The sequence below is a fragment of the Pseudomonas sp. TE21435 genome, from assembly GCF_056279265.1.
This window is the reverse complement of the sequence record NZ_JBWBQZ010000001.1, coordinates 3,744,695-3,760,789: the sequence shown is the minus strand read 5'-3', so window position 1 is coordinate 3,760,789 and position 16,095 is coordinate 3,744,695. Positions and strand designations below refer to the sequence as shown.

The window sequence follows — 16,095 nt, the reverse complement described above, 5'->3', positions numbered from 1 at the left end:
AGGTACTTGAATGACCAATTCGTTGCAACCTGCCTATGCCCTGGTTCCCGGTGCAAACCTGGAAGCCTATGTGCACACGGTCAACAGCATCCCCTTGCTGACGCCGGAGCAGGAGCGTGAACTGGCCGAGCGTCTCTATTACGAGCAGGATCTCGAGGCCGCTCGGCAAATGGTGATGGCCCACCTGCGTTTCGTCGTACACATCGCGCGTAGCTATGCGGGCTACGGGCTGGCCCAGGCCGACCTGATCCAAGAAGGCAACGTTGGCCTGATGAAGGCGGTAAAGCGCTTCAACCCGGAAATGGGCGTGCGTCTGGTGTCCTTCGCCGTGCACTGGATCAAGGCCGAGATCCACGAGTTCATCCTGCGCAACTGGCGCATCGTCAAGGTGGCCACCACCAAGGCCCAGCGCAAGCTGTTCTTCAACCTGCGCAGCCAGAAGAAACGCCTGGCCTGGTTGAACAATGACGAAGTCCATCGCGTGGCCGAGAGCCTGGGTGTCGAGCCGCGTGAAGTGCGTGAGATGGAAAGCCGTTTGAGCGGCCAGGACATGGCCTTCGACCCGGCGGCGGAAGCCGACGATGACAGCGCCTTCCAGTCGCCTGCGCATTACCTGGAAGACCACCGCTACAACCCCGCCGTGCAACTAGAGGACGCTGACTGGAGCGACAACTCCACCAGCAACCTGCATGAAGCGCTGCAGGGCCTGGATGATCGCAGCCGCGACATCCTCTACCAGCGTTGGCTGGCCGAAGAGAAGGCCACGCTGCATGAGCTGGCAGAAAAGTACAGCGTGTCGGCCGAGCGTATTCGCCAGCTGGAGAAGAACGCGATGAACAAGGTCAAGGCATTGATCACGATCTGATCGGCGCCCTGGCTGGATTGAAAAGCCGCTGCTCTCGGAAGAGGCAGCGGCTTTTTTGTGTGTTGAAGCTGACTGGGGCGTGGGAGCGGGCTTTAACGCCTGCGCGAAGCATCCAGCTGCATCAGGTAGCTCGGCCCGCCCAACTGGCTCATCTGCCGGCGGATCCACCCCGCACGGCTTGCCACATAGGCGCTGGGGCGGCTGGCACTCCACTTGATCGGGCTTGGCAGCACGGCCGCGAGCTGTGCGGCCTGTTGTCGCGTCAGGCGGCTGGCATCCACGCCGAAGTGATAACGCGCCGCCGCCTGGGCACCGAACACGCCCTTGCCCCATTCGGCACTGTTCAGATACACCTCGAGTATCCGTTCCTTCGACCAGAACAACTCGATAAGGGCGGTGAACCAGGCTTCCAGCCCCTTGCGCAGCCAACTGCGCCCGGACCACAGGAACAGGTTCTTGGCCACCTGCTGGGTCAGCGTGCTGGCGCCACGCACTTTGCCGCCACGCTCGTTGTAAGCCAGCGCCGCCTGGATCGCGGGGATATCGAAGCCCCAGTGGCTGGCGAACTTCTGGTCTTCGCCGGCGATGACCGCCACCTTGAGCTCGTCGGAGATACCTTCCCACGGTGTCCAGTCACGTTGCAGGTCGATCGGCTCGCCGCTGGCCCATGACTGCACCTTGCGCTCGACCATCAGCGCGGTGCCGGGCGGCGGCACCCAGCGCAACACCAGGACCACGGCGATGCTGCCAGCTGCGAACCAGAGCAGGGCGCGGGAAAGGCGGCGAAGAAGGGATGACAGCATGGTGATGGCTTGGCCGGACCGTTGGAACGGGCCATTATACAGACCCCTCCCGAGGAGTCGTCCCATGCTTCGCAGCTTCCTGATGCTCGCCGCGTTCTTCGGCTTTACCGGCGTTGCCCTCGGCGCCTTCGCCGCCCATGGCTTGAAAAGCCGCCTCAGCACCGACTACCTGGCGATCTTCCATACCGGTGTCACCTATCAGCTGGTGCATGCCCTGGCGATCCTGGGCGTGGCGGTGCTGTCGGCGCACTTGCCCGGGCGCCTGGTTGGCTGGGCAGGTGGCTTGTTCGCCGTGGGTATCCTGCTGTTCTCCGGTAGCCTCTACGCCCTCACGCTCAGCGGCCTGGGCAAGCTCGGCATGATCACCCCGGTGGGCGGCCTGTGCTTCCTTGCTGGCTGGTTATGCCTGGGGCTGGCCGCCTGGCGGCTGGGCTGACCGGTCGGTCCACAATCGCGACTAATGGCGTGTGTCGCCCTTGGGTTGCAGGGCGGATCGGGGCTAGAATGCGGGCCCCAAAGAACAATGGTGGCCGTGCGCATGCGCATTCAATTGAACGGTGAACCTTACGAACTGCCCGCGGGCGAGAGCGTCGCGGCGCTGCTGGGCCGGCTGGAGCTGGCCGGCCGCCGGGTGGCGGTGGAACTGAACCTGGACATCGTGCCGCGTAGCCAGCATGAGAGCACGCAGCTCAAGGACGGCGACCAGGTCGAGGTGGTCCACGCCATCGGTGGCGGCTAACCGCCCCTGAAACCTCGCCAGCAAAGTCCCGCAATCTTTCCTGAGGAACAACGATGAGCAACGTTCGCAGCGACAAGCCCTTCATCCTGGCCGGGCGCACTTTCCAGTCGCGCCTGCTGGTCGGCACCGGCAAGTACCGGGACATGGAAGAAACCCGCCTGGCCACCGAGGCCTCGGGTGCCGAGATCGTCACCGTCGCCGTGCGCCGTACCAACCTGGGCCAGAACGCGGGTGAGCCGAACCTGCTCGACGTGCTGTCGCCAGACAAGTACACCATCCTGCCGAATACCGCCGGTTGCTTCGATGCGACGGAAGCGGTGCGCACCTGCCGCCTGGCCCGTGAACTGCTCGATGGCCGCAAGTCCCATGAGTCCAGGACGCTGGTGAAGCTGGAAGTGCTGGCCGACCAGAAAACCCTGTTCCCCAATGTGATCGAAACCCTCAAGGCCGCCGAAGTGCTGGTCAAGGAAGGTTTCGACGTGATGGTCTACACCAGCGATGACCCGATCATCGCCCGTCAGCTGGCCGAAGCCGGCTGTATCGCCGTCATGCCGCTGGCCGGCCTGATCGGCACCGGCCTTGGCATCTGCAACCCGTACAACCTGCAGATCATCCTGGAAGAATCCAAGGTACCGGTGCTGGTCGATGCCGGCGTGGGTACAGCCTCCGACGCCACCATCGCCATGGAAATGGGTTGCGAAGCGGTGCTGATGAACTCGGCCATCGCCCATGCCCAGCAGCCGGTACTGATGGCCGAAGCCATGAAACACGCCATCGTTGCCGGTCGCATGGCCTATCTGGCCGGTCGCATGCCGAAAAAACTCTATGCCAGCGCCTCTTCGCCGCTGGATGGTCTGATCAAGTAAGAGCTCCTGATGACTGAATCGCAAGAAACGCCGATCTCCGAAGACGGCGAAACCCGCCCGCACCGCCGTATCAAGAGCTTCGTGATGCGCGCTGGGCGCATGACCGAAGGCCAGCAGCGCGGCCTTGACCAGGGCGGCCCGCAGTTCATCCTGCCGCTGGCCGACAGCCCGGTGGACTATGACCAGGTGTTCGGCCGTTCGGCGCCGCGCACCCTGGAGATCGGCTTCGGCATGGGTCACTCGCTGCTGGAAATGGCCGCCGCTTCGCCCGAGCTGGACTTCATTGGTGTCGAAGTGCACCGCCCGGGTGTCGGCGCGCTGCTCAATGGCGTGCTGACACAGGGGCTGAAGAACCTGCGGGTGTACGACTGCGATGCCATCGAAGTGCTCAACCGCTGCGTGGCGGACAACAGCCTTGACCGTCTGATGCTGTTCTTCCCCGATCCTTGGCACAAGGCGCGTCACCACAAGCGCCGGATCGTTCAGCCGGAGTTCGCCGAGCTGGTGCGCAGCAAGCTGAAAGTCGGCGGTGTGTTCCATATGGCCACCGACTGGGAGCCCTATGCCGAGCACATGCTTGAAGTAATGAAAGTGGCGCCAGGCTATCGCAACCAGGCGGCTGATGGCGCCTACGTGCCGCGTCCGGAAGAGCGGCCGATCACCAAGTTCGAGCGTCGCGGTGAGCGCCTTGGGCATGGGGTGTGGGATCTGAAGTTCGAAAAGGTGAGCTGAGCCGGGTTCGTTCGGTGCTGCCCTTCAAACCTGCGAAATTGCAGGTACAAAAAAACCGCCTTGGCAAGGGCGGTTTTTTTATGCGGGCTTTGGGTTACGAATCCTTGGCCTGCGTACTTTGGTTTCACTGGAGACAACCCACGGGTGAAATATTAGGGCAGCCTCAAAACAGCGTCAATCATGGAAATATTCGGCATTATCTGTGACTGAGCTGGTAACAGTCTTGAACTTTCGATTGTCGTAAGATCGCTGCGCTCTCATGTGAGGATATCCAGTGGCGGGCCGGGAAACCAATGACTTTGCTGTCTCGGCCCCTTCGACGCGGCCTACGAACCGCGCCGGTGTGATTTTCGAAGGGCCATCCACCTGGCCACTTCACTGGCGATAACCCACATGATCACTGAAGGCGTCGAAGTGCCGGTCAGACGCTGGAAGATTGGCCCAGCCAGCACGGAGGCCAAGGCATATGAAGCGTTTGCTGAATACGCTGAGCCGCGTCTGGAAGCTCATTCGGATCCTGATCATTTTCAGGACCGTCAGGGACTTCCTGCGTGATCACTTCGACGATGCCCGTTAAGGGGTTGGTCGGGTGAGAAGCCGCCCTGGCCTGCCAGGGCGGCTTTTAGCGGACGCTCACCCCCGCCGATCAGCGACCACGCCGATCAAAACCAGTACCACCAGTAGCACCGGCGCCAGCGCATAGTTGTTGAACTGACCCAGCCCCTTGACGATCCACGGCGTCGCATAGATCAGCGCGGCACCGCTGCCGATCATCACCAGCAGTGCCATGAATGGCACGCGCAGGGCGCCGGCCAGGCCGCCCAGGCGCCCCTCGACCCAGCCTTTGATATCGGTGCCGAACAGCACCAGCAGGCAGCCCACCAGGGCCAGCGAAATCTCTGAGAGGTTGCTGCGGCTCCAGCGGGAAACGGTCGAGAGCAGGTCAAGTACCAGGTCCATGGGTCATCCTTAATTCAAGAAGTACTGCAGCAGGTCGTTGAGGAACAGTTGGCCACGCGGCGTGGCGGCCAGACGATCCGGTTCGACCCGCAAAAGGCCTTTTTGTTCGGCTTCACGGCGGGCTTCGGCCAGTTGTGCAAGAGGCAGGCCGGTACGCAGGTTGAACAGCTCGGCCTCAACTCCGTCGGTGAGGCGCAGCGCGTTCATCAGGAACTCGAAGGGTAGCTCATCGGCCGGCAACAGCTTCTCGCCGGCCTTGAACGGCTTGGACGGGTTCAGGTAGTCCTTGGGCAGGCGGGTCTTCCAGGTGCGTAGGATGCGCCCGTCCGGGAACGACAGCTTGCCGTGGGCGCCGGCACCGATGCCGATGAAGTCGCCGAAGCGCCAGTAGTTCAGGTTGTGCCGCGCAGCACTACCGGCTTGGGCGTAGGCGCGAGACTTCATACTGGCGGTAACCGTGGTCCGCCATCAGCGCCTGGCCGGCTTCCTGGATATCCCAGAGGATGTCGTCCTCGGGCAGCTCAGGCGGCTGGTTCCAGAACACCGTGTTGGGTTCCACCGTCAGCTGGTACCAGGACAGGTGCGTCGGCGCCAGCTCGATGGCCTGGCGCAGGTCGCCCAAGGCGTCGTCGAGCGACTGGTCTGGCAAGCCGTGCATCAGGTCCATGTTGAAGTTGTCGAAGCCCGCGGCGCGGGCCATATCGGCGGCTCGCACCGCTTCGGCGCCATTGTGGATGCGCCCGAGTCGTTCGAGCTTGGCGGGCTGGAAACTCTGCACGCCGATGGACAGCCGATTGATGCCGGTCTGGCGGTAGGCCTTGAACTTCTCCTGCTCGAAGGTACCCGGGTTGGCCTCGAGGGTGATCTCGATGTCCGGGGCGAACGGGATGCGTTGCTCGATACCGCGCAGCAGGCGCCCAAGCGCGTCGGCGCTGAACAGGCTCGGGGTGCCGCCGCCGAAGAAGATCGTGCTGATCGGACGGCCCTGCACGGCATGCATTTCCTGGTCGAGGTCGGCGAGCAGGGCGTCGATGTACTCAGCTTCCGGCAGGGTCGGGCCGGCCTGGTGCGAGTTGAAGTCGCAGTACGGGCATTTGCGCACGCACCAGGGAATATGGATATAGAGCGACAGCGGCGGGAGTTCGGGAAGGATCAGGCCCGCCGGTTGTACCAACAGCTTTTCGCTCATGCCAGGCCCAGACGCTGACGCAGCAAGGCCATGGCGCGGGCGCGGTGGCTGAGTTGGTTCTTGTCGACAGGGGCCAGGTCGGCGCTGGAGCATTTGCGTTCCGGCACCCAGAACAGCGGGTCGTAGCCGAAGCCATGTTCGCCGCTGGCTTCGAACAGGATGCTGCCGTGCCACAGGCCTTCGCAGAGGATCGGCAGCGGGTCGTCGGCGTGCCGCACCAGGGCCAGAACGCAGACGAATTGAGCGCCGCGCTGGTCTTCAGGCACATCCTTGAGCGCATCGAGCAGCTTGGCGTTGTTCGCCGCGTCGCCCTTGCCGTCGGCATAGCGTGCCGAGTAGATACCCGGCGCGCCGCCGAGGAAGTCCACCGCCAGGCCCGAGTCGTCGGCCAGGGCCGGCAGGCCGGAAATGCGCGCGGCGTTGCGCGCCTTGAGGATGGCGTTCTCGACGAACGACAGGCCAGTCTCCTCCGGCTCAACCTGGCTGAATTCACCAATCGAGCGCAGGTTCACGGACTCGCCGAGCATGGCCTGCAGTTCCTTGAGTTTGCCGGCGTTATGGCTGGCCAATACGAGTTGCTGGAAATTCATCATTCGCCTGGGAACACTTCCTGGTTGAAGCTGAGTTTATTGCTGACGCCGCCGCTCTCGACGTTGAGGTCGAAGGTGACGGTCTCGGCCTGGTCGATCTTGAACTGTGCGATGTAGTACACCGCACCCTGATCGGTAATCTGCTTGAACGACAACGGACTGCTGCGCCCGGTGAGATCTTTCACTGTGCCGCTGACTACCGCCATCGCGGGTTTGCCGGCCTTGAGCACGGCGATGTTGAGCACGCCCTGGTTCTTGCTGCGGGTCAGGCCCGTGGCGGCAGCGATGTCGGGTTGCAGCATGCTTGAGGTGAAGGCGCTGTAGTGGACCGTCACATCACCGAACACTTCCTTGCGCTCGGGCCTGGCGGCATCGGCAGCCAGTACCGGCAAGGCCAGGCACAGGCTGATCAGAAACAGTGCTAGTCGACGCATGATGCCATTCCTCCGTTGAGGGTCAGACCGCGAGCTGATGCTCCTGCAGGCCCGGGCTGCTGACCCGATAGATACCGATCTCACCTAGAAGATTAGGCCAAAGCCGGCCGCCCAACCCGTTACGGTGCAGGTGGTCGACGGCAAGGCGGTCGAGGACCTTGGCCTTGCGCTCGTGGCACAGGTTCTCGAAGTCCTCGAAGGTGCAGAAGTGGATGTTCGGCGTGTTGTACCAGGTATACGGCATGAAGTCCGAGACTGGCATGCGACCCTTGGTCGCCAGGTACCAGCGGCAGCGCCAGTGACCAAAGTTGGGGAAGGTGATGATGCACTGGCGGCCCACCCGCAGCATTTCGTCGAGGATCCGGTCGGGGTACTCCACGGCCTGCAGGGCCTGGGTCATGACCACCACGTCGAAGCTGTTGCTGGCGAAGTTGCCCAGGCCCTTGTCCAGGTCCTGTTCGATGACATTGACGCCCTTGGCCACGCAGGCGGCGATGTTGTCGGCGTCGATCTCCAGGCCGTAGCCGGTGACGTTCTTGCGTTCACGCAGCGAGGCCAGGAGTTCGCCGTTGCCGCAGCCCAGGTCGAGTACCCGGCTGCCGGCGGGGATCCAGTCTTGGATGATTTCCAGGTCGGCTCTCATGGGGTCCTCAGACGGCGATGCGGTTCATGTAGTTGGCGAAACCCTGCATGTAGCGGGGGGTCGGGATGAGGAAGGCGTCGTGGCCAAAAGGCGAGTCGATGTCCAGGTAGCAGACGTTCTTGCGCGCGGCCATCAGGGCGTCGACGATCTCCCGCGAACGGGCCGGCGAGAAGCGCCAGTCGGTGGTGAACGACATGATGCAGTAGTCCGCCGTCACATGTGCCAGGGTCGCCGCCAGGTCACCGCCGTGGGCGGCGGCCGGGTCGTAATAGTCCAGTGCCTTGGTCATCAGCAGGTAGGTGTTGGCGTCGAAGCGCCCGGAGAACTCCTCGCCCTGGTAGCGCAGGTAGCTCTCGACCTGGAATTCGACGCTGTGGAAGTCGTAGTTGAGCTTGTCGCTCTTGAGCTCGCGGCCGAACTTCTCGCCCATCGAGTCGTCGGACAGGTAGGTGATGTGGCCGACCATGCGCGCCAGCATCAGGCCGCGCTTGGGGATCACGCCCTGGTCCTGGAACGAGCCGCCGTGGAACTCGGGGTCGGTGAGGATGGCCTGGCGCGCCACTTCGTTGAAGGCGATGTTCTGCGCCGACAGCTTGGGCGCCGAGGCGATGTCCACGCAATGGCGCACCCGATCCGGGTAGGTGATGGTCCATTGCAGCGCCTGCATGCCACCCAGGCTGCCGCCGACGATGGCGGCCCAGGTATGGATCCCCAGGCGATCGGCCAGGCGCGCCTGGCTGTGCACCCAGTCTTCCACGGTCAGTACCGGGAAATCGGCGCCGTAGGGCTTGCCGGTGGCCGGGTTGAGGCTGCTGGGGCCGGTGCTGCCATTGCAACCGCCGAGGTTGTTCAGGCTGACCACGAAGAAGCGGTTGGTGTCGATCGGCTTGCCGGGGCCGATGCAGCTGTCCCACCAGCCCGGCTTGCGGTCGGTGGCGGCATGGTAGCCAGCGGCATGATGGTGGCCGGACAGCGCATGGCAGATCAGCACGGCATTGCTGGCGCTGCTGTTGAGGGTGCCATAGGTTTCGTAGATCAGCTCGTACGAGGCCAGGGCGCGGCCACAGGCCAGGGCCAGCGGTTCATCGAACCGGGCGATCTGCGGTGTTACCAGACCGACGGAATCTTCGGGAAGGACAGTGGACATCGACCCTGCTCACGCTTGACGGAGGCGTAAGTCTAAAGAGCGCTACCCCCAGCGGCAAGCAAAGGCTTGCCGCTGGATGCAGGGTCGGTCAGATCATCCGCCACAGCTCTTGCGGCATACCGGCGTAGGCCGCCAGCTGGGGCATGAGGAACGACTGGATCACCTGGATGGCGATGAAGGCGAAGATCGGCGAGATGTCCATGCCGCCGAGGTTCGGCACCAGGCGGCGGAACGGCGCCAGCACCGGTTCGCTGATCTGGTAGGCCAGTTCTGCAGCCGGGTTGTGGCTGTTCGGCGCGACCCAGGAGACGATCACCATGACGATCATCGCCACCCAGAAGATCTTCAGGAACAGCGAGGTGATGCCCAGGATCGACCACATCAGCAGGTGCAGGACGTCGCCGAAGGTGCCGTAGGTGACCATCAGCACGAAGGCCATCAACAGCGCCTGGATGATGATCGACAGCAGCAGCGAGGAGGTATCCAGGCCAGCGATGCTGGGGACCACGCGGCGCAGCGGCTTGAGCAGTGGCTGGGTGGCGCGCACGGCGAACTGGCTCAGCGGGTTGTAGAAGTCGGCCTTGACCAGCTGCAGCACGAAACGCAGCAGGACGATCACCAGGTACAGGCTGACCAGGGTTTGCACCACGAAGATCGCGGCGCCGGACAGTGCATTCATCAAAAGCTCCTTATTTGCCCAGTTTCTCGGCCAGCTCGGCCGAGCGCTTCGCCGCGGCCTGCAGGGCCTTTTCGACGATGGCCTCGAAGCCGTTGGCCTGGAACGATTTGATCGCCGCTTCCGTGGTGCCGGCCGGCGAGGTCACGCGGCGACGCAGCTCGGCGGCGTCGACGTCGCTGGAAACCGCCATGCGGGCGGCGCCCAGGGCGGTCTGCAGGGTCAGTTGCGAGGCGGTCTCGCGCGGCAGGCCGAGTTTTTCGCCGGCAGCGGTCATGGCTTCGATCAGCAGGAAGAAATACGCCGGGCCACTACCGGAGACGGCTGTGACGGCGTCCAGTTGCTGTTCGTGCTCCAGCCACAGGGCGGTGCCCACGGCTGACAGCAGCTGTTCGGCCTGGCGGCGTTGTTCCATGGAGACTTCCCGGGTTGCGTACAAGCCGCTGACACCCTGACGCAGCAGCGCCGGGGTGTTCGGCATGCAGCGTACCAGAGGGATCGCGCCCAGCCAGGCCTGCAGGCTGGCGCAGGTGATGCCGGCGGCAATGGAAACCACCAGTTGGCCCGGTTTCAGGTTCGGCTTCAGTGTTTCGCAGACCGCTTTCATGACTTGCGGTTTGACTGCCAGGACGATCACGTCCACGCCATCGATAGCCTGGGCGTTGTCTTCAAAGGCTTCGATGCCGTGCTCGGCCGTGATGCGTGCGCGGGTTTCGGCACCTGGGTCGCTGGCGCGAATCAGTGCGGTGTCCAGGCCCTGGGCGCGCAGGCCGCCGATCAGGCTGGCGGCCATGTTGCCGGCGCCGATAAAGGCAATACGAGTCTTGCTCATGTCGGGTCCTTGTGGGGGAAGAGTGAGTTAAGCATGGAATCAGGCCTGGCCGTAGTCGCGCGCGCCGAACAAGGCGGTACCGATGCGGACCCAAGTCGCGCCTTGGGCGATGGCGGCTTCCAGGTCATGGCTCATGCCCATGGACAGGGTGTCAAGGCCGAGGCCGAGCTGGGCCTGCAGTTCACGCAGCGTGGCGAAAGCGGCCTCTTGCTCGGCGCGGTCCTCGGTAGGTTCCGGGATCGCCATCAACCCGCGCAGGCGAAGGCCGGGCAGGACGTTCACGGCCTGGGCCAGGGCTGGCAGTTCGGCGGGCGAGCAACCGGACTTGCTGGCCTCGCCGCTGACATTCACCTGCAGGCAGATGTTCAGCGGTGGCAGCTCGGCGGGGCGCTGCTCCGAGAGGCGTTGGGCAATCTTCAGGCGGTCCACGGAATGTACCCAGTCGAAGTGCTCGGCGATGGCCTTGGTCTTGTTCGACTGAATGGGGCCGATGAAGTGCCAGATCAAGGGCAGGTCGGAAAGCGCCTGTTGTTTTGTCAGGGCTTCCTGAAGGTAGTTCTCACCCATGTGGCACAGGCCAGCGGCATGAGCCTCGCGGATGGCGCTGGCGGGCTTGGTCTTGCTCACCGCCAGCAGCTGCACGCTGGCCGGGTCACGCCCGGCGGCCCGGGCCGCGCTGTCGATGCGGCGGGCAATGACGGAAATATTGTCTGCTAGGGTGGACATGGTTCGTCGCCGACGGCTTTGGGGTCTGCGGCATTCTACCTGCTTGATCGCCGTTGGGGAGTCTCATGGATGTGACCGACCTGCTGGCCCGGGCCGTGGCCGCGGGCGCCAGCGACCTGCACCTGGCCGTGGGCGAGCCGCCGTTGCTGCGCATGGATGGCGAGCTGCAGCGCCTGGCGGTGCCGGTGCTGACCTGCGCAGCTCTGGAGCAGGGAATGGCCGGCCTGCTCGATGACCGGCAGCGGCGGCAATGGCTGAGCGGTGATGAACTGGACCTGGCGCTGAGCTTGCCCGGCGTGGGCCGCCTGCGCTTGAACCTGTTCCGCCAGCGCAATGGGCTGGGCGCAAGCGTGCGGCTGATCCCGGCGCGGGTTCCCAGCCTCGATGAACTTGAGCTGAACGATGTGTATCAAGTCGTTGCGCAATGCCGGGATGGCCTGGTGCTGGTGGGCGGGCCGACGGGTAGCGGCAAGTCCAGCACCCTGGCGGCGCTGCTCGATCAGATCAATCGCGAACGCGCGTTACAGGTCATCACCCTTGAAGACCCTATCGAATTTATCCACAGCGGCCAGGCTTGCCTGGTCAATCAGCGGGAGATCGGCGTGCACAGCCGTGACTTCGCCCAAGGGCTGCGCAGTGCCCTGCGCCAGGACCCGGATGTGATCATGGTGGGTGAGTTGCGTGATCTGGAGAGTATCCGTCTGGCGTTGCGCGCGGCAGAAACCGGGCACCTGGTGCTGGCAACGGTGCACACCCGCTCGGCGGTGAGCAGCATCGACCGGCTGGTGGAGGTGTTCGCGGCCGAGGAGAAGCCGCTGGTGCGCATGATGCTGGCCGAATCACTGCGCCTGGTGGTGGCTCAGGTGCTGGTCAGACGGGTGGGCGGCGGCAGGGTCGCGGCACGGGAGGTGCTGATAGCGACGCCGGCGGTGCGCAACCTGATTCGCGAGGGGGGCATGGCACAGCTGCAGTCGGTGATGCAGGCGGGTGCGGCGCTGGGAATGCGGACGATGGAAGGGGCGATGCAGGCGCTCAGGCAGAAAGGGCTGGTTGATTAGCACTGCTGCATGCTGGGGCGCAATCGCGGAGCAAGTCCGCGATTGACGGTCTAGCGCTTGGCCAGGGCCAGCGTCTGCTGGTTTTTGGGCAGGACGCGCTTGGCGACCACGTAGTGCTTTTGCCAATAGGGTTTTTCCAGGCTGTCGATACTCACCCGCTTGCCAGTGCGTGGCGCGTGGATGAAGCGATCGTTGCCCAGGTAGATGGCTACGTGATTGACCCGGCGACTCTTGATGTTGAAGAAGATCAGGTCGCCCGGCTTGAGATCGCTCTTGGCCACCTTGACGCCCTGGCCCTGAGCCATCGCGTTGGAGGTGCGCGGCAGGTCGACATCGGCCACATCGTTGAACGCGTACTTGACCAGGCCGCTGCAATCGAAGCCCTTCTTCGGGCTGCTGCCGCCCCAGCGATAGGGCGTACCCAGTACGTTCACGGCGCGGCTGAGCACTTCGCTGCTCTGTTTGGGTGACATGGCCACGGCCTGCATGCCCACAGCTTGTTGCTGCTTGGCGGCGTTGGCCGGGCGAGCGCGCACGGAACTGCTGCGATACTGGATCGGGGTGCGTTTCACCGTGGCATCGGCGTTGGTCGTATAGCCGGTGAATCCGCTGGGAAGTCGTTGCTCACGGTTGGTGGCGTGGGCGGCCAGGGGTAACAAAAGGCAGAGGGTCAGCCATGTCTTGATAAAAGGTGGCATAGATGAAGCTCTTATAAGTGTTGGCGCGCAACTTTATAACAGCTTTTTGATCAGATTCTGATCCGTTGGTCGCTCAAGCACGTACCATATGTCGGGTCAAAACGAAAAAGTCACATTTTTCCTTAGAAAATTTTCGGCTATCCCACGAGGGCTTCGAATGAATGGTTATCAACAGGGTACCCCCTCGCACGACACCCATAGCAAAGTTCTCGGCTACCTGCTGTGGATCTTCGGCTTCACCGGCTCGCACCGCTTCTACTACGGCAAGCCGATCACCGGAACCCTCTGGTTCTTCACCCTGGGCCTGCTGGGCATCGGCTGGCTGATCGACCTGTTCCTGATCCCGTCGATGGACCGTGAGGCCGACATGCGTTTCGAGTCGGGCGGCGTGGACTACAACCTGGCGTGGATACTCCTGACCTTCCTCGGCATCTTCGGCGTGCATCGGCTGTATCAGGGTAAGTGGATCAGCGCGCTGATCTACCTGTTCACCGGCGGGTTGTTCCTGTTGGGCGTGCTGTATGACTTCTGGACGCTCAACAGCCAGATTTCCCAGGTCAACGCCGAGCGTCGCCGGGTATGAAAAAAGGCCTTGTCGCTACGAGCGGCAAGGCCTTTTTCATTACTGACGCCGCTGTTGCAGCAGCAGGTTGCTGAAACCTGCCCCGGCCAGTTGTTTCTGCGCCACGGTCAACTGTTCGCGGTTGCTGAACGGGCCGACCATCACGCGGTACCAGGTCTCTTCCTTCACCGTGCCTGACTCAACCTTGACCGCCTGGCCAAGCAGGATGATCTGCGCACGGACCTTGTCGGCATCGGCCTGCTTGCGGAACGATCCGGCCTGCAGGAAGAACTGGGTCGTGGCCGCTGGCTTGATCACCGGTGGTGCCGGTGGCGGTGTCTGGCCCAGCAGGGCGGCCTGGGCGCGGGCGGTATCGATCTTCGCCGCTTCCGCAGGGGTGACCGGCGTGCTTGGCACGGGCGGTTGTGCCGGCACCGGCGGGGTTTTCTCCGGCACGGCCTCGGGCGGCACGATCACTTCCGACTCAGGCAGCAGGGTGTAGAAGTCATACTTCGGCTTCACTGGTTGCTGGGGCGTCGGTGTGGTGGTCTTGCTCGCTTCGGCGACCTTCTCCTGCTTATGTTGCTCGGGCTTGGTGCGCTTGATATCAGCGCCACCGGGCTCGAGTTTCATCAGGAAGACGATGAACGCCCCCACGGTCAGGCCGACCGCCAGCCACACCCAGCCGGGGATCGGCTGCTTGGCGGGTGGCTGGTGGCGGCTGGCGCCGCGCTTGGGCGCGGGCTTTTTCTTTGCAGCCAACTTACATGCGCTCCAGGGTTTCCAGGCCAAGCAGCTCCAGGCCCTGTTTGAGGGTGCGACCGGTCAGGGCAGCCAGGCGCAGGCGGCTTTGCTGTTGTTCGGCGGTTTCGGCAGAAAGGATCGGGCAGTTCTCGTAGAAGCTGGAGAACAGGCCGGCGAGGTCGTACAGGTAGGTACACAGCACGTGAGGCGTGCCTTTTTCGGCGACGTTATTGAGGATTTCGCCGAACTGCGCCAGGCGCGCGGCCAGGTCCTGCTCGTGCGCTGCCTGCAGGACGATGCTGCCATCGACTTCGTCGAAGCCCTTGCCGAGCTTGCGGAACACGCCGGCCACGCGGGTGTAGGCGTACAGCAGGTACGGCGCGGTGTTGCCCTCGAAGTTCAACATCAGTTCGAAGTTGAAGCTGTAGTCGCTGGTGCGGTGCTTCGACAGGTCGGCGTACTTCACCGCGCCGATGCCGACCACTTCACCGATGTGGCGCAGCTCGTCCTCGGCCAGCGACGGGTTCTTCTCCTTGACCAGCGCATAGGCGCGGTCCTTGGCCTCGGTGAGCAGGTCGATCAGCTTGACGGTACCGCCATCGCGGGTCTTGAACGGGCGGCCATCGGCGCCGTTCATGGTGCCGAAGCCCATGTGTTCCATCTTCATCGGGTGGCCGACAAAGCCTGCGCGGCGGGCCACTTCGAACACCTGGTTGAAGTGCAGGGCCTGGCGCTGGTCGACGAAGTACAGGGCGCGGTCGGCCTGCAGCTTGTTGCTGCGGTAGCGCACGGCGGCCAGGTCGGTGGTGGCGTACAGATAGCCGCCATCGGCCTTCTGCACGATCACCGGCAGTGGCTCGCCTTCGGCATTCTTGAACTCTTCGAGGAACACGCATTGGGCGCCTTGGTCCTCGACCAGCAGACCCTTGGCCTTGAGGTCGGCGACCACGTTGGCCAGGTCGTCGTTGTAGGCGCTCTCACCCATCACGTCGGCCATGGTCAGCTTGACGTTGAGCAATTCGTAGGTCTTCTGGCAGTGCGACAGGGAGATGTCCTTGAAGCGCGTCCACAGCGCCAGGCACTCGGGATCACCGGCCTGCAGCTTGACCACCAGCCCGCGGGCGCGGGTGGCGAACTCCTCGGACTCGTCGAAGCGTTTCTTCGCCGCGCGGTAGAAGTTCTCCAGATCCGACAGCTCGTCACTGGTGATCGGGTTTTCCTGGAGGTAGGCCATGAGCATGCCGAACTGGGTACCCCAGTCACCCACGTGGTTCTGGCGGATGACGTCGTCACCGAGGAACTCCAGTACCCGTGCAACGCTGTCGCCGATGATGGTCGAACGCAGGTGGCCGACGTGCATCTCCTTCGCCAGGTTCGGTGCCGACATGTCGATCACCACCTTTTCCGCCGGGCCGGCCTTGCGCACGCCCAGATGGCCATCGGCCAGGGCAGCGTCGAGGCGGCCTGCCAGCGCTTCGGTGTTCTGGAAGAAATTGAGGAAGCCGGGGCCGGCGATCTCGACCTTGCTTATGTCGGCGCTGGCCGGCAGGGCGGCGATGATCTTCTCGGCCAGGTCGCGCGGCTTCATGCCGGCCGGCTTGGCCAGCATCATGGCGATGTTGCTGGCGAAATCGCCGTGGGTCTTGTCCCGGGCGTTTTCCACCTGGATCGCCGGCGTCAGCCCTTCAGGCAGCACACCGTCGGCGACGAGTTGGGTGAGGGCTTGCTGGATCAGCTGGCGAATGGTGTCTTTCATGGGGTTCTCTTTTCGACCGCAAGCGCGGTGGAGCGCTTCGATGCGCAGGTGGAAAAACTGGGCATTATCCGTTGC

Annotated in this window: 20 protein-coding genes and 1 pseudogene; 8 read left to right on the top strand and 13 right to left on the bottom strand. The window is 63.6% G+C overall.

The window, feature by feature from the left end; all coding sequences use genetic code 11:
• The first annotated feature begins 10 nt into the window (after positions 1 to 10).
• Positions 11 to 865 carry an RNA polymerase sigma factor RpoH gene (rpoH, locus tag ACZ9C1_RS16945; protein WP_023630664.1) on the top strand — a complete coding sequence of 285 codons (855 nt, stop codon included), beginning with the start codon at positions 11 to 13 and terminating at the stop codon, positions 863 to 865.
• A gap of 92 nt (positions 866 to 957) precedes the next feature.
• On the opposite strand, the gene mtgA is transcribed toward rpoH, so the two are convergent.
• Positions 958 to 1,668: a monofunctional biosynthetic peptidoglycan transglycosylase gene (gene mtgA, locus ACZ9C1_RS16940; RefSeq protein WP_476254187.1), complete on the bottom strand. Its 711-nt coding sequence runs from the start codon at positions 1,666 to 1,668 to the stop codon at positions 958 to 960.
• Between the two features lie 64 nt (positions 1,669 to 1,732).
• Here mtgA and ACZ9C1_RS16935 point away from each other — a divergent pair, with 64 nt between their 5' ends.
• The 5 genes from ACZ9C1_RS16935 to ACZ9C1_RS16915 all read left to right on the top strand — a co-directional run bounded on the left by ACZ9C1_RS16935 (position 1,733) and on the right by ACZ9C1_RS16915 (position 4,560).
• The gene (locus tag ACZ9C1_RS16935; RefSeq protein WP_198754712.1) at positions 1,733 to 2,104 is read left to right on the top strand and encodes a DUF423 domain-containing protein; all 372 of its coding nucleotides are present in this window, start codon (positions 1,733 to 1,735) and stop codon (positions 2,102 to 2,104) included.
• Positions 2,105 to 2,206: 102 nt separating this feature from the next.
• The gene (gene thiS, locus ACZ9C1_RS16930) at positions 2,207 to 2,407 is read left to right on the top strand and encodes a sulfur carrier protein ThiS (RefSeq protein ID WP_038707614.1); all 201 of its coding nucleotides are present in this window, start codon (positions 2,207 to 2,209) and stop codon (positions 2,405 to 2,407) included.
• 53 nt (positions 2,408 to 2,460) lie between these two features.
• Entirely contained in the window at positions 2,461 to 3,273 is an 813-nt protein-coding gene (locus ACZ9C1_RS16925) for a thiazole synthase (RefSeq protein ID WP_046853827.1), read from the top strand.
• Between the two features lie 9 nt (positions 3,274 to 3,282).
• Positions 3,283 to 4,005, top strand: a complete 723-nt coding sequence (gene trmB, locus ACZ9C1_RS16920) for a tRNA (guanosine(46)-N7)-methyltransferase TrmB (protein WP_139674188.1) — start codon at positions 3,283 to 3,285, stop codon at positions 4,003 to 4,005.
• A 393-nt stretch (positions 4,006 to 4,398) separates the two neighbouring features.
• Positions 4,399 to 4,560: a hypothetical protein gene (locus ACZ9C1_RS16915; protein ID WP_158539545.1), complete on the top strand. Its 162-nt coding sequence runs from the start codon at positions 4,399 to 4,401 to the stop codon at positions 4,558 to 4,560.
• A gap of 78 nt (positions 4,561 to 4,638) precedes the next feature.
• On the opposite strand, the gene ACZ9C1_RS16910 is transcribed toward ACZ9C1_RS16915, so the two are convergent.
• The 9 genes and pseudogenes from ACZ9C1_RS16910 to ACZ9C1_RS16870 all read right to left on the bottom strand — a co-directional run bounded on the left by ACZ9C1_RS16910 (position 4,639) and on the right by ACZ9C1_RS16870 (position 11,202).
• A complete protein-coding gene (locus tag ACZ9C1_RS16910) occupies positions 4,639 to 4,965 on the bottom strand; it encodes a DUF3392 family protein (protein WP_011531731.1) in 327 nt (108 codons plus the stop codon).
• A 9-nt stretch (positions 4,966 to 4,974) separates the two neighbouring features.
• Positions 4,975 to 6,154, bottom strand: a pseudogene (gene hemW / locus ACZ9C1_RS16905) (radical SAM family heme chaperone HemW).
• Entirely contained in the window at positions 6,151 to 6,747 is a 597-nt protein-coding gene (gene rdgB / locus ACZ9C1_RS16900) for an RdgB/HAM1 family non-canonical purine NTP pyrophosphatase (RefSeq protein ID WP_367857693.1), read from the bottom strand. Before rdgB ends, hemW begins: the two are co-directional and overlap by 4 nt.
• Complete coding sequence (locus tag ACZ9C1_RS16895) at positions 6,744 to 7,178, bottom strand: DUF4426 domain-containing protein (RefSeq protein ID WP_110697351.1); 435 nt, start codon at positions 7,176 to 7,178, stop codon at positions 6,744 to 6,746. The genes rdgB and ACZ9C1_RS16895 overlap by 4 nt, the downstream gene beginning before the upstream one ends.
• Positions 7,179 to 7,200: 22 nt before the next feature.
• Positions 7,201 to 7,821, bottom strand: coding sequence for a methionine biosynthesis protein MetW (gene metW, locus ACZ9C1_RS16890; protein WP_110697353.1), 621 nt, complete (start codon positions 7,819 to 7,821; stop codon positions 7,201 to 7,203).
• 7 nt (positions 7,822 to 7,828) lie between these two features.
• Entirely contained in the window at positions 7,829 to 8,968 is a 1,140-nt protein-coding gene (metX, locus tag ACZ9C1_RS16885; protein ID WP_476254186.1) for a homoserine O-succinyltransferase MetX, read from the bottom strand.
• 88 nt (positions 8,969 to 9,056) lie between these two features.
• Positions 9,057 to 9,647: a YggT family protein gene (locus ACZ9C1_RS16880; protein ID WP_023630880.1), complete on the bottom strand. Its 591-nt coding sequence runs from the start codon at positions 9,645 to 9,647 to the stop codon at positions 9,057 to 9,059.
• Positions 9,648 to 9,657: 10 nt separating this feature from the next.
• Positions 9,658 to 10,476: a pyrroline-5-carboxylate reductase gene (gene proC, locus ACZ9C1_RS16875; protein WP_277502244.1), complete on the bottom strand. Its 819-nt coding sequence runs from the start codon at positions 10,474 to 10,476 to the stop codon at positions 9,658 to 9,660.
• Positions 10,477 to 10,515: 39 nt separating this feature from the next.
• Positions 10,516 to 11,202 carry a YggS family pyridoxal phosphate-dependent enzyme gene (locus tag ACZ9C1_RS16870; protein WP_110697357.1) on the bottom strand — a complete coding sequence of 229 codons (687 nt, stop codon included), beginning with the start codon at positions 11,200 to 11,202 and terminating at the stop codon, positions 10,516 to 10,518.
• 65 nt (positions 11,203 to 11,267) lie between these two features.
• Between ACZ9C1_RS16870 and ACZ9C1_RS16865 the strand changes: the two genes are divergently transcribed.
• On the top strand, positions 11,268 to 12,260 hold the full coding sequence (locus ACZ9C1_RS16865) for a type IV pilus twitching motility protein PilT (protein WP_476254185.1): 993 nt from the start codon (positions 11,268 to 11,270) through the stop codon (positions 12,258 to 12,260).
• A 50-nt stretch (positions 12,261 to 12,310) separates the two neighbouring features.
• Here the strand turns inward: ACZ9C1_RS16865 and ACZ9C1_RS16860 are convergent, their stop codons facing one another.
• Complete coding sequence (locus tag ACZ9C1_RS16860) at positions 12,311 to 12,958, bottom strand: C40 family peptidase (RefSeq protein ID WP_102681781.1); 648 nt, start codon at positions 12,956 to 12,958, stop codon at positions 12,311 to 12,313.
• Positions 12,959 to 13,115: 157 nt separating this feature from the next.
• Here ACZ9C1_RS16860 and ACZ9C1_RS16855 point away from each other — a divergent pair, with 157 nt between their 5' ends.
• Positions 13,116 to 13,541, top strand: a complete 426-nt coding sequence (locus ACZ9C1_RS16855) for an NINE protein (RefSeq protein ID WP_457378461.1) — start codon at positions 13,116 to 13,118, stop codon at positions 13,539 to 13,541.
• A 39-nt stretch (positions 13,542 to 13,580) separates the two neighbouring features.
• On the opposite strand, the gene ACZ9C1_RS16850 is transcribed toward ACZ9C1_RS16855, so the two are convergent.
• Complete coding sequence (locus ACZ9C1_RS16850) at positions 13,581 to 14,282, bottom strand: SPOR domain-containing protein (RefSeq protein WP_102681779.1); 702 nt, start codon at positions 14,280 to 14,282, stop codon at positions 13,581 to 13,583.
• Between the two features lies 1 nt (position 14,283).
• Complete coding sequence (gene argS, locus ACZ9C1_RS16845; RefSeq protein WP_277502241.1) at positions 14,284 to 16,020, bottom strand: arginine--tRNA ligase; 1,737 nt, start codon at positions 16,018 to 16,020, stop codon at positions 14,284 to 14,286.
• Positions 16,021 to 16,095: the final 75 nt, after the last annotated feature.